The organism is Frischella sp. Ac48 (genome assembly GCF_019641635.1).
GTDB classification, from domain to species: domain Bacteria; phylum Pseudomonadota; class Gammaproteobacteria; order Enterobacterales; family Orbaceae; genus Frischella; species Frischella japonica.
In genome coordinates, this window is sequence record NZ_JAETXP010000003.1 from 39,308 (window position 1) to 52,102 (window position 12,795).

12 protein-coding genes are annotated in these 12,795 nt (G+C 36.1%); 4 read left to right on the forward strand and 8 right to left on the reverse strand.

Annotated elements, in window-relative coordinates; genetic code table 11:
* Window positions 1–182: 182 nt before the first annotated feature.
* From glnG to glnA, 3 genes are all read right to left on the reverse strand, one after another.
* Window positions 183–1,703: a nitrogen regulation protein NR(I) gene (gene glnG, locus JMI89_RS02625; protein WP_187756379.1), complete on the reverse strand. Its 1,521-nt coding sequence runs from the start codon at window positions 1,701–1,703 to the stop codon at window positions 183–185.
* A 14-nt stretch (window positions 1,704–1,717) separates the two neighbouring features.
* Window positions 1,718–2,767: a nitrogen regulation protein NR(II) gene (gene glnL, locus JMI89_RS02630; protein ID WP_187756378.1), complete on the reverse strand. Its 1,050-nt coding sequence runs from the start codon at window positions 2,765–2,767 to the stop codon at window positions 1,718–1,720.
* A 94-nt stretch (window positions 2,768–2,861) separates the two neighbouring features.
* Window positions 2,862–4,271, reverse strand: a complete 1,410-nt coding sequence (gene glnA / locus JMI89_RS02635) for a glutamate--ammonia ligase (protein ID WP_187756377.1) — start codon at window positions 4,269–4,271, stop codon at window positions 2,862–2,864.
* Window positions 4,272–4,740: 469 nt separating this feature from the next.
* On the opposite strand from glnA, the gene JMI89_RS02640 reads away from it, so the two are divergent.
* Genes JMI89_RS02640 through cysE form a run of 4 tightly spaced genes read left to right on the forward strand, consistent with a single transcriptional unit; the run spans window position 4,741 to window position 7,604 of the window.
* Entirely contained in the window at window positions 4,741–5,178 is a 438-nt protein-coding gene (locus JMI89_RS02640) for a rhodanese-like domain-containing protein (protein ID WP_187756376.1), read from the forward strand.
* Between the two features lie 32 nt (window positions 5,179–5,210).
* Window positions 5,211–5,699, forward strand: coding sequence for a protein-export chaperone SecB (secB, locus tag JMI89_RS02645; RefSeq protein WP_187756375.1), 489 nt, complete (start codon window positions 5,211–5,213; stop codon window positions 5,697–5,699).
* A 34-nt stretch (window positions 5,700–5,733) separates the two neighbouring features.
* Complete coding sequence (gene gpsA, locus JMI89_RS02650) at window positions 5,734–6,777, forward strand: NAD(P)H-dependent glycerol-3-phosphate dehydrogenase (protein WP_220679270.1); 1,044 nt, start codon at window positions 5,734–5,736, stop codon at window positions 6,775–6,777.
* A gap of 50 nt (window positions 6,778–6,827) precedes the next feature.
* Window positions 6,828–7,604, forward strand: a complete 777-nt coding sequence (gene cysE, locus JMI89_RS02655; RefSeq protein WP_187756433.1) for a serine O-acetyltransferase — start codon at window positions 6,828–6,830, stop codon at window positions 7,602–7,604.
* A 65-nt stretch (window positions 7,605–7,669) separates the two neighbouring features.
* On the opposite strand, the gene JMI89_RS02660 is transcribed toward cysE, so the two are convergent.
* The 5 genes from JMI89_RS02660 to recN all read right to left on the reverse strand — a co-directional run bounded on the left by JMI89_RS02660 (window position 7,670) and on the right by recN (window position 12,785).
* Window positions 7,670–8,488: a mechanosensitive ion channel domain-containing protein gene (locus tag JMI89_RS02660; protein ID WP_187756373.1), complete on the reverse strand. Its 819-nt coding sequence runs from the start codon at window positions 8,486–8,488 to the stop codon at window positions 7,670–7,672.
* 255 nt (window positions 8,489–8,743) lie between these two features.
* The gene (gene slmA, locus JMI89_RS02665; RefSeq protein WP_370633699.1) at window positions 8,744–9,331 is read right to left on the reverse strand and encodes a nucleoid occlusion factor SlmA; all 588 of its coding nucleotides are present in this window, start codon (window positions 9,329–9,331) and stop codon (window positions 8,744–8,746) included.
* A gap of 2 nt (window positions 9,332–9,333) precedes the next feature.
* Entirely contained in the window at window positions 9,334–9,792 is a 459-nt protein-coding gene (gene dut / locus JMI89_RS02670; protein ID WP_187756372.1) for a dUTP diphosphatase, read from the reverse strand.
* Entirely contained in the window at window positions 9,776–11,002 is a 1,227-nt protein-coding gene (gene coaBC, locus JMI89_RS02675; RefSeq protein ID WP_187756371.1) for a bifunctional phosphopantothenoylcysteine decarboxylase/phosphopantothenate--cysteine ligase CoaBC, read from the reverse strand. The genes dut and coaBC overlap by 17 nt, the downstream gene beginning before the upstream one ends.
* 121 nt (window positions 11,003–11,123) lie before the next feature.
* Window positions 11,124–12,785, reverse strand: coding sequence for a DNA repair protein RecN (gene recN / locus JMI89_RS02680; RefSeq protein WP_187756370.1), 1,662 nt, complete (start codon window positions 12,783–12,785; stop codon window positions 11,124–11,126).
* Window positions 12,786–12,795 lie beyond the last annotated feature (10 nt).

Consider the following 12,795-nt stretch of genomic DNA (forward strand, 5'->3'; position numbering starts at 1 on the left):
AACCTTAATTTGCATTTGATAAAAAATCATTAATAACTAGAATGTTATTTATACTAAAATAGCAATGTTTATATGCTAATGTCCAGTAAAATAAGAATTTTTTTAACTATCACTGCTATTTGTATTTAAATTAAAAAGCTTAAAAAATGACTATAATTTTCAACGAGAAGTGATCAAATAACTTATTTAACATTAATATTCAACTCCTTAATTTTTCGAGTTAAGGTATTTCTTCCCCAACCCAATAATTTAGCTGCATCTTGTTTATGACCACGGGTAAATTCGAGCGCACATTCCAGTAAAATTTTTTCAATATTATAAGTTATATCTGGCAAAATATTGTCTTCTCCATTTTTGAAAGCCTGCTTTGTCCATTGGCGAAGGCATTGTTGCCATTCTGGTGTATTATTGCTAAGCACTAATGGTTGATCAGTAAGGGGATTACTTTGTGATTCTGAATTAGCAATAGTGGAATTTAATAACAAATCGTGGGGCAAATCTTGTGGTAACACTTCTTTGCTTGAAGCCATAACTGTTAACCAACGGCAAAGATTTTCCAGCTGTCGTACATTTCCCGGCCAATTGAGTTTTGCTAATATGGTTAATGTTTCTGGAGCTAGCACTTTGGCCTCAACGCCAAGTTCTTTGGCGATAATTTGTAAAAAGTGATGTGTAAGTGCAGGAATATCTTCTACCCGTTCCCTTAATGAAGGTAGCACAATGCGAATTACGTTTAATCGGTGAAATAAATCTTCTCGGAATTTACCTTCTTTTACGCGTGATTCTAGATTTTGATGTGTAGCAGCAATAATTCTCACGTCCACTTTAACCGGTGAATAGCCACCAATACGATAAAATTGACCATCTGCTAATACTCTTAACAGGCGAGTTTGTACATCTAACGGCATATCACCGATTTCATCCAAAAATAGCGTGCCACCATTAGCTTGTTCAAAGCGCCCTTGTCTGACTTGATTAGCACCGGTAAAAGCACCTTTTTCATGGCCAAATAATTCTGCTTCAATAAGATCTTTAGGGATTGCAGCCATATTTAGAGCAATAAAGGGAGCATGCGGACGTGGGCTGTGTGTATGTAAAGCTTTCGCGACCAATTCTTTACCACTCCCTGATTCACCATTGATCAGTACACTAATTGATGATTTTGATAAACGACCAATAATTCTAAATACATCTTGCATGGCGGGTGCTTCGCCAATAATACCCGTACTGGTTTTGCTGTTTAGGTGTTCTGCAGCCTGATTTTTTTGATTATGTACAATGGCACGTTGTACTAAATGCACAACCTCATCAACATCAAAAGGTTTGGGTATATAATCAAAAGCGCCTTTTTGATAAGCATTTACTGCAGCATCCAGATCAGAATGGGCTGTCATAATAATCACCGGCAAAGCTGAGTAATACTCTTTAATGTATTTAAGTAAGGTTAAACCATCAATCTCCGGCATTTTAATATCAGAAATTAATACTGCAGGTTTTTGCTGACTACTTTGCAAAGTATTTAAGGCAATTTTACCATTTTCAAAACTCGTACAATGAAAGCCTGCTTGATTAAGCGCTTTTTCAAGTACCCAACGAATTGATTTATCATCATCAATCACCCATACTTCTTTTTGTGATTGAGAAAATGCTGCCTCTTGCTGCGGATAATGAAGATTTTTGTTAATGTTGACTTGATAATTCATAACATAACTCCTTATTAACGTATAGGCAGATAGATAGAAAATTCGGTATGGGTTGGCCAACTGATAAAGTCAATTTTGCCATGATGTTGATCAATAATATTGCGAGCAATGGATAGTCCTAAACCAGAACCATTTTGTCGGCCACTGACTAAGGGGTAAAAAAGAGTATCTTGCAAATGGACCGGAACGCCAGGTCCGTTATCTTCAATATCAATACGTGCACATAACCGATAACGCGTTCCGTGGATGGTGACTTGAAAAGCAGTACGGGTACGAATAGTAATCATACCATTTGCTTGAGTATCTAACGATTGTAGGGCATTGCGTATGATATTGATAATAACTTGTTCAAGTTGTTCTGGATCGTGTGAAAGTTCAGGTAAGCTTGGGTCATAATCACGAATGATAGCAATATTATCAGGTTTTTCTAACTTTAATAATGCGTATGTTCTTTCCAGTGCTTGATGAATATTAAGTACCTTTTGTTGTAATAGTTGTTGTGGTCCTAATAATCTATCGACTAAGTTTCTTAAACGATCGGCTTGCTCAATAATAACCTGAGTATATTCTTGAAGTTCATTATTAGGTAATTCTCGAGATAATAATTGTGCGGCACCTCTTAATCCACCGAGCGGATTTTTGATTTCATGCGCAAGCCCACGAACTAAATCACGGGCTGCCGTTTGTTGGGCATGCTGTAATTGTTCTTGTGATAAGCGCTTATGATTATTTAACGGTGTCATTTCGATCAGAATTCTATCGTTTGCAAATGGTTGAGCAGTGAGTGACAAAACAGATAGCTGATCGTTAATCACAATATTGACTTCGTTATCAGTGAACCCTTGTCCTTGTGATAACGCAGTATTCATTAGTGAAATATCTAACGAAGTATAACTTAATAAATCAGGAAAATAACCACCATACAGTTTTTTAGTGCTTTGTGCTAAAAGCTGTTGTGCTGCAGTGTTAGCGTAAATAATATTTAGTTGATTATCTAGTAACAAAATATTAGTAAGTAATGTATTCAAGATGGCATCAGTTTCGGATAGACTTTCAACAACCAAAATTTGCCTCCCTAAATAACGATAACAAAAATTAATATCCGAATTGTGCGCAGTGATAACACACAATCGGATAAAGAATCACATCAAGTCAGAATTAAAGACTATAGTAAAGTTCAAATTCAACTGGATGCGGAGTCATACGAACACGATCAACTTCTTCTGTTTTTAGTTTTATATATGCATCGATCATATCATTACTAAATACATTACCTCGTGTTAAAAATTCGCGATCAGCATCTAATGCATTAAGCGCTTCTTCAAGCGATCCAGCAACTTGCGGAATCAACTTCGATTCTTCAGGAGGGAGATCATATAAGTTTTTATCCATTGCATCCCCTGGATGAATTTTATTAATAATTCCATCTAGACCTGCCATTAATTGTGCAGCAAAAGATAAGTATGGGTTACTGGTTGGATCAGGGAAACGCACTTCGATACGACGCGCTTTAGGGCTACTAACAACAGGAATACGAATTGATGCAGAACGGTTACGTGCCGAGTAAGCTAACATAACTGGTGCTTCATATCCTGGTACTAAACGCTTATAGGAGTTGGTTGTGGCATTAGCAAATGCATTTATCGCTTTAGCATGTTTAATGATACCGCCGATATAATAAAGCGCCATTTCAGACAATCCAGCATATTTATCACCAGCAAATAAGTTTACCCCATCTTTGGCTAAAGATTGGTGACAATGCATACCTGAACCATTGTCACCAAACATTGGTTTTGGCATAAAGGTAGCTGTTTTACCATAAGCATGAGCGACATTTTGCACCACATATTTATAGATTTGCACTTCATCGGCTTTCTTAGTTAAGGTATTAAAACGGCAAGCGATTTCATTTTGACCGGCGGTTGCCACTTCATGGTGATGTGCTTCAACAACTAATCCTAATTGCTCCATAATGATACACATTTGTGAACGTATATCTTGTGATGAATCAACCGGCGGAACGGGAAAATAACCACCCTTAACACCGGGACGATGACCTTTATTACCTTCTTCGTATTTTTTACCACTATTCCATGCAGCTTCGATATCATCAATATGAACAAAGCTACCTGACATTGGGGTACCAAAACGAACATCATCAAATAAGAAAAACTCTGGTTCAGGTCCAACAATTACGGTATCTGCAATACCTGATGATTTTAAAAACTCTTCTGCTCGTTTTGCGATTGAACGAGGATCGCGATCGTATCCTTGTAATGTCGCCGGTTCTAAAATATCACAGCGGACATTAATGGTGATATCTTCATAAAATGGATCAATAACTGCAGTTGAGGCATCTGGCATTAATACCATGTCTGATTCATTAATCCCTTTCCATCCAGCAATGGAAGAACCATCAAACATTTTACCGTCTTCAAAAAAATCAGCATCGATTTGACTAACTGGAATAGTGATATGCTGCTCTTTTCCTTTAGTGTCTGTAAAACGTAAATCAATGAATTTGACATCATTTTCTTTTATCATTGTTAAAACTTTTTCTATCGACATGTCGTTTCTCCATGATGGGAATGAATTATAAGGATTATTAACTAATCCCTTGTAATTAATATTGTTATTCATTAAGCAATAAATATGCCAATTTTATTGCCGGCTAAAATTAATATAACTCATTTAATTTTCTATATATTATGCTTTTTGTTGTGTAATGGAAAAGTTTATATCATCAAAACGCACATGAGCATGCACTATTTTTGCACTGAATTAAGAAAATTGCACCAATATAATGCAAATTTGTTATTCATAGAAAAATAAATGAATTATTAATGAAATTGATTCCAAAAATAAACAGATTTTGGCTAAATTTTTAAAAATGATATTACTATTGGGCTAATGCGTTATTTATGGCACAGGTAAAATCATATACTTTTCGATTCAATACTATATTTCAAGCAATAATATCGCTATAATTTGAACTTAAATTTAACTAATTCATAAAATAGTAGGTAACCGTATTAATATGGACTATATCGTAAATGAGATTTTCCCATTTTTTAAATTACATCCAATTTTAACGTTAGGATGGCTGGTACTATTTATCATGCTCATCAATATCAGTATCAAAATGAAATTATCTAAAGTAAAAAGCATTAGTAATTTGCTTGCTGTACAGATGATGAACAATCAAAATGCCGTCGTGGTCGATTTGCGTTCTGCAGATAATTTTCGTAAAGGTCATATCACTGATTCAATTAATATTTTACCCATTGACATTAAAAATGGCAGCATAAAAGAAATTGAAAAATTTAAAGCATCACCAATAATATTAGTTGATGATAATGGCATTAATACAACAGAATCAGGAGATATCTTGTCAAAACAAGGATTTAGTCAAATCTTTACGTTAAAAGACGGTATCGCAGGTTGGAATGGTGAAAATTTACCATTGGTCAAATAAATAAAATAACCACAGGAAATAAGGGATTTATTATGTCAGAGCAAAATAGTAACCAACAGCAAGAAAATGGTTTTTCCATTCAACGTATCTATATCAAAGATATATCCTTCGAAACACCAAATGTACCACAGATTTTTACTAAAGAATGGCAACCAGAAGTTAATATTGAACTAAACACATCTTCACAAGTAATTGTTGACAATGTTTATGAAGTCTCTTTACGTTTGACCGTTACCACCAAATCAGGCGATCAAGTTGCTTATATTTGTGAAGTCACTCAAGCGGGTATTTTTTCAATTTTAGGATTAAATGGGTCGCAATTACAGCATTGTTTAGCGGCATTTTGTCCAAATATTCTATTTCCTTATGCCAGAGAGATGATTTCAAGTTTAGTGAATAAGGGGTCATTCCTACCAATCAATTTAGATCCAGTCAATTTTGATGCGTTATATGCCAATTATTTACAACAGCAACAAACCGAACAAACACCGGTTACTGATTCACCAGAAAATCTACAATAAATATTGCACAGATAAATTATCAAAGTAGGTAAATATGACTCGTCATTTAAGTTCAACAACTTCATCAAGTATCAGTGTTATTGGTGCAGGTTCTTATGGCACAGCCTTAGCGATTTTATTAGCACGCAATGGTTATGAAACCCTATTATGGGGACATGATCAGGCTGAAATGCAAGCTCTTGAACAAGATCGACAAAACAAAAAGTTCCTACCAGATATTTTTTTCCCTGCTAATTTAGCTATTGAATATGATCTTCAAAGCGTTGTATCGTCTTCACCAATTTTATTAATTGTCGTACCGAGTCATGCTTTCGGTGAAGTACTAAGTAAAATAAAGCCTTTTCTGCGGCAAGATTCAAAAATTGTATGGGCTACCAAAGGACTTGAGGTGAATTCTGGTCGGTTATTACAAGATGTCGCAAAAGAGATTTTAGGGGATGCGATCCCCTTGGCTGTAATTTCTGGTCCGACCTTTGCCAAAGAGGTCGCATTAGGTTTACCTACAGCAGTCACCGTTGCATCTACTGATGAGGCTTTTTTGAATGAATTACAAACGCTTTTTCATTGTAGTAAAAGTTTCCGTGTATATAGCAGTAAAGATTTTATTGGTGTACAGCTTGGTGGTGCAATTAAAAATGTAATTGCCATTGGTGCTGGTTTGTCTGATGGGCTGGGTTTTGGTGCCAATGCACGTGTTGCATTGATTACCCGAGGTTTAGCAGAAATGATGCGTTTAGGGGCTGCATTGGGTGCTGATCCAATTACCTTCATGGGCATGGCTGGATTAGGTGATTTGGTCTTAACCTGTACAGATAACCAATCTCGTAATCGTCGCTTTGGTATATTATTAGGGCAAAATAAATCGGTTGAAGAAGCAAAAGCCATTATTGCTCAAGTTGTCGAAGGTTGTCAAAATACCAAAGAAGTATGGACACTAGCGCAAAAATATCATGTAGATATGCCAATTACGGAACAAATTTATCAAATTCTGTACCGTAATAAAAATCCATTAGAAGCAGCAAAAACGCTGTTAGGTCGTACTCAAAAAGAAGAGTTAGCCAGTTCCAACACTAAATAAATGAGCATATTATTTATTGATAGGAGCATTATGTGAGTGTAGCAAAAAAAATAGTTAAGCCTGAACAATTGTGGACAACAATTCGTCTAGAGGCAACTGAATTAGTGAAATGTGAACCAATGTTGGCAAGTTATTTTCATGCTACCTTGCTTAATCATGACGATATTGCCAGTGCAATCAGCTATATTTTGGCAAATAAACTTGCTACTGAAGTAATGCCTGCAATAGATATACGAGAAGTGATTCGTCAAGCTTATCAAGCCGATCCACATATTATAAAATCAACGATAACCGATATTATCGCGGTTTATGTCCGAGATCCGGCCACCAATAAATATTCAACACCTTTACTATATTATAAGGGATTTTTAGCACTCCAAGCGTATCGGATCGGTCATTGGTTATGGAAACAAGAGCGAGAAGCATTAGCAATATTTTTGCAAAGTCAGATCGCTATTGTATTTGGGGTTGATATTCATCCCGCAGCTAAAATTGGTTGTGGTGTGATGTTTGATCATGCAACAGGTATTGTGATTGGGGAAACAGCAGTTATCGAAAATGATGTTTCAATTTTACAATCCGTGACACTCGGTGGAACGGGAAAACAAAACGGTGACCGACATCCTAAAATTAGGGAAGGCGTTATGATAGGTGCCCATGCGACTATCCTAGGCAATATTGAAATTGGTTGTGGCGCAAAAATTGGCGCAGGTTCGGTTGTGTTAGATCCCGTTCCGCCTCATACAACCGTTGCAGGGGTACCAGCTAAAATCGTTGGCTGCCCAGATTGCGATAAACCGGCACTGAATATGGATCAAGTTCTCTGATTGATAAAATTTTTTATAAAATAGGTTGGATACAATTCCTACTGTATATCAGTATCCAATAAATCTTATCTAATATTAATATCCATCGTTGGGAACGGAATATTAATATTATTATGATCCAAATCATTCTTTATATTTTCTAAAACTAAGGTTCTTACCGGCCCATAATTATCATTATCTGTCCAAACCATGACTAAAAAATTAATACTTGAAGTCGCTAGTTCATCAAGACGGATAATAATACCTAAATCTTTCATCACATTCGGAGTTCGTTCAACCGCTGATTGGAGTATCTGATAAACTTCTTTGATATCTGCCTTATAATCAATACCAATAGTTAAATCAATACGTCGATTAGGCTGACGGGTAAAGTTAATGATACTAGTCGCTAATACATGGCTGTTAGGAATTGTTACCGCTTCGCCTGTTGGGGTTAAAATCGTAGTCGAAAAAATTTGAATCGCATCAACTGTACCACGAATATTACTGACAATGACTAATTCACCCACTTTAAACGGACGAAATAAAATCAATAATACCCCTGCGGCGAAATTGGATAAAGATCCTTGTAAGGCTAAACCAATAGCTAAACCAGCGGCACCGATAATCGCTACGATAGAGCTCGTTTGTACACCAAGTTGACCTAATACTGCAACCAAGGTCAATCCCATAATGATATAACGGGAGGTAGAGCTGGTAAATTTGATTATAGTCGGTTCGACATTTTTGGCATTAAGAATTCTGCGTAATTGACTGCTAATAAACATAGCAATAAATCGTCCGACGATAAAAATCACAATTGCTAACCCAAAATGGATTACATAACCCAAAATGGCACTATCATATTTTTCAAAAAATTGTACGCTTCTGTTAATAATTTCCATGCTTAACCTTCTTATTGATTTTCAGGTTACCTGTTTAAATCTCAATTTAATCAGATATGGTGTAGCAACAAAAATGACTTAATATCGTCTTTTGTTACCTAAGCATTAACAAATTTTTGTTCTTCTTGTCGTTAATTGAATAATGAATATAATCTATTTTATAAATAAATCAAATAGTTAATTTCGATTAAAATGCAGTATTTTTTAATGAAGTTATAAATGCAGATGTTTAGAACAAACACCTGCTGATTTCAGTCATATTAATTGTTTACTAAGTAATGACCAGCGGATTTCAAAATCAGTTGTTGGTAGGAATTTGAAGCCAGAGCGCACATAGCGCGCCATCATTCCTTCACAAAACGCCAGTATTTGAGCTGATAATATTCGTTCATCGATAATAAAGCCACTTCCTTCACGAATCTTACGTTCACGAAGGATTTGTTTAAATTGCGTTTCAATACGATCAAATAATTGACTGACGCGATCTTGCAATTTTTCTTGCTCAAACATTAAAGCATGACTAGTCATTATTCGAGTTAAACCCGGATTTTTTTCCGAAAATCCTAAAATTAACGCCACAATTAATTTCAATCGGGTTTCAGTCTCTCTTTCTTCTTGTAAGATAAAATTAATTCGTGAAAGCAATGTATCTTCGATAAAGACAATTAAGCTTTCAAACATATTGGTTTTACTTGGAAAATGACGATAAAGCGCAGCTTCCGAAACCCCGACAGTTGCCGCTAATTTAGCTGTAGTAATCCGTTGAGAACCTTCGTTTGATTCAAGCATGGTAGCCAATGCTTGTAAAATGTCCTCTTTACGATTTTTGCGTTTGGTTGTCACGATTATTTCTTACCTGAATGACCAAAACCACCTTCACCACGAACTGACTCAGTGAATTCTTCTACAATATTAAACTCAGCCTGTACCACTGGTACAATAATTAGTTGAGCGATTCTGTCACCAATTTCAATGGTAAAAGGGTGTTGACTACGATTCCACAGAGGTACAAATAATTGACCTTGATAATCTGAATCGATAAGTCCAACTAAATTACCTAAGACAATACCATGTTTAGAACCTAATCCAGAACGTGGTAATACCAAAGCAGCTAGTTGCGGATCAGCAATGTGCATAGCAAGCCCCGTAGGGATTAAAATCGTCTCACCAGGTTTGATTTCAGTTGTTTTATCAAACATAGCACGCAAATCAATACCCGCTGACCCTGTTGTTGCATAGGTCGGTAAAGGAAATTCATGACCAAATCGTTTATCTAAAACTTTAATATCAATTTTTCTTTTCATTGTTATACTCATCATAATGTCTAATTATTTCATTAATAAGCTGTTGTGCTAACTTGGTTTTATTGGTTAATGGTAGCGATAATCTACCGGTTGACCAATATAAGGTAAGCGCATTATTATCACTGTTAAAGCCTTGTCCTTGTGAAGATACATCATTGGCACAAATCATATCCATGTGCTTGTGAGTAAGTTTTTTCAATGCATATTGTTCAACATTATTGGTTTCAGCAGCAAATCCAACCACAAAAGGACGATTGTGTTGTAAATTAGCGACATCAGCTACTATATCAGGATTTTTCACTAAGGTAATCGTTAATTCTTCACTACCTTCTTGTTTTTTTATTTTCTGATCAGCAATGCTTGCCGCCCGGTAATCGGCTACAGCTGCACAGGCAATAAAAATATCTGCAGTCTTTACCGACTCAAGAGTTTTTTGATGCATTTCTAGAGCTGTTTTAACATTATACCGATTAACATTTTGTGGGGTGCATAAATTTACCGGGCCACTAATTAAAGTAACCTTTGCTCCGAGCTCAGCGGCAGCCTGTGCAATCGCAAAGCCCATTTTACCCGAGCTATGATTAGAAATATATCGTACCGGATCTAAAGCTTCTTGCGTTGGTCCTGCAGTAATAACGATATTTAGATCTGTCAATTGCGCTGACAAAGCAAACTTTTCAACGATTTTAGTACATAGCTGTTGTGGTTCAAGCATACGACCTGGTCCGACATCGCCACAGGCTTGTTCACCTTGATCCGGTCCCCAAATAGAAATACCACGATGACTTAAATGTTGAAGATTATGTTGCGTAATTGTAGCAAGATACATATATTGATTCATCGCTGGAGCAATAGCAATTGGCGCCGTGGTTGCTAAGCATAAAGTCGTTAACAAATCATCGGCAATACCATGAGCTAATTTAGCAACCATGTTGGCAGTACATGGAGCAATAATTACTAAATCCGCCCATTTAGCTAACGCAATGTGCCCCATTGATAATTCCGCAGAGGAATCAAATAAATCGTAGGAAACATGATTACCCGACACAGCCTGAAGGGATAACGCTGAAACAAAATGTTTGGCTGATTCCGTCATGACAACTTGTACTTCAGCTCCCATTTTTTTCAATTGACGAACTAAATCCGGACATTTATAGGCCGCAATACCACCGGTAATCCCTAATAAAATATGTTTATTGGTTAAGTTCATATTGGTTATCTCTTACTCATAAAACGATAGTGTATCTTATCATAAATAAAATCAATAATTAAATGACTAACGTTGGTAAGATAATGTTAATCTTCAAAAGCTTAATTGATTAATAACAATATTAACTTATTAAAAGCTCTTTGGCATTTGCTAGGGTATTAGCAGTAATTTTATCGCCACCAAGTAAACGAGCTAACTCATTTAACCGCTGTTCACTATCCAATATTGTCATCCGCGTTTGAGTATGTTTACCGTCAGTCTGCTTAGCGACAAAATAATGATAATGAGCGTTACCGGCTACTTGAGGTAAATGGGTAACGGTTATAACTTGGGTTGATTGTCCCAATTGTCTTAATAATTTGCCAACTTTAGCAGCGGTTGGACCACTAATACCAACATCTATTTCATCAAATATTAGTGCTGGGGTTTCCATTTTCTGAGCGGTAAGCACTTGTAATGCTAATGCAATTCGTGACAATTCACCACCCGAAGCCACTTTTGCAATTGGCTGTAAGGGCTGTCCTGGATTGGTAGTCACTAAAAAGATCACTTGACTAAAACCAGACTCTGTTAACTTATTTTCATCTGCCTTAACATCGATATTAAAATGACCGTGTGGCATGGAGAGCTCACGAATACTTTTGGTAATTTTTTTTGATAATGTGGTTGCTACTTTTAGGCGTTTTTTATGTAATGTTTCCGCAATAGATAACGCTTGTTGATAATAAGTTTCAATGTCTTTTTTTAACTGTTCTCCATACTCGTCTTGAGAAGTTATCTGTTTAAGTTCATCAAGAAGTTGTTGATGTAAGTTTGGTAACTCTGCGGGTTTAACATGGTGTTTACGTGCCAAAGAGATTTGTTTTGATAAACGTTGTTCAAGTAACATCGACCTTGACGGATCAAGTTCTAAATTATCTGCATAATGATGCAGTTCATAACAGGCTTCTTTTATTTGAATATAGGCTTCTTCTAAAATAATAGCAACATTGTTGAGCTGATTATCCAGTTCTGTTACCTTATGCGCAATATTTTTAGCCTGATTGAGTTGGCTAAGGATATTAAATTCCGTATTTTCATCTAATAAATCAATTAATTGTTGATTGGTGTTGATTAATTGTTCACTGTTAGATAAACGCTTATATTCCTCATCAATTTGTTCATATTCCCCTTCGATCGGAGCGAATTCATTAAGCTCTTTCAGTTGATATTGTAACAACTGGATATGTGCTTCACGTTCATGACGAGACTTTTCATAGTTTTGATACTGATCTTTGGTATCTTTCCAGAGACGATAAGCCGCTTTCATCTTATCTAACAAATGATTATCAGCCAGATATTGATCCAAAATTAATTGTTGATGCTCAGTACGTAACAGTTGTTGGTGCTCATGTTGACCATGAATCTGGATTAACATTTGCCCCAGATCTTTTAGCTGACTTAGCGGAACAGCGCTACCATTAATAAAAGCTTTAGAACGACCGTCTTGACTGATAACCCTCCTTAAAATACATTCGTTATTATCATCCAATTGATTTTGGGTCAGCCATTTAAGCGCACTTGGTGTATCATCTAAAATAAAATGAGCAGAAATATCCAGACGATCACATCCATGACGGATGAATGAGACATCAGATCTTGCGCCTAAACAGAGGTTTAATGCATCGACTGATATTGATTTACCTGCGCCGGTTTCACCAGTAATCGCAGTCATTCCTGAATTAAGGTCGATAACCAAATGATCGACTATAGCAAAATTATTTACCGTTAATTGTGTCAGCATATTTTTATTA

Coding starts and splice junctions, on each gene's coding strand:
- glnG (WP_187756379.1), bottom strand. CDS start 1,703: ATGAATTATCAAGTCAACATTAACAAAAATCTTCATTATCCGCAGCAA.
- coaBC (WP_187756371.1), bottom strand. CDS start 11,002: ATGAACTTAACCAATAAACATATTTTATTAGGGATTACCGGTGGTATT.
- glnA (WP_187756377.1), bottom strand. CDS start 4,271: ATGTCGATAGAAAAAGTTTTAACAATGATAAAAGAAAATGATGTCAAA.
- gpsA (WP_220679270.1), top strand. CDS start 5,734: ATGACTCGTCATTTAAGTTCAACAACTTCATCAAGTATCAGTGTTATT.
- secB (WP_187756375.1), top strand. CDS start 5,211: ATGTCAGAGCAAAATAGTAACCAACAGCAAGAAAATGGTTTTTCCATT.
- dut (WP_187756372.1), bottom strand. CDS start 9,792: ATGAAAAGAAAAATTGATATTAAAGTTTTAGATAAACGATTTGGTCAT.
- recN (WP_187756370.1), bottom strand. CDS start 12,785: ATGCTGACACAATTAACGGTAAATAATTTTGCTATAGTCGATCATTTG.
- JMI89_RS02660 (WP_187756373.1), bottom strand. CDS start 8,488: ATGGAAATTATTAACAGAAGCGTACAATTTTTTGAAAAATATGATAGT.
- JMI89_RS02640 (WP_187756376.1), top strand. CDS start 4,741: ATGGACTATATCGTAAATGAGATTTTCCCATTTTTTAAATTACATCCA.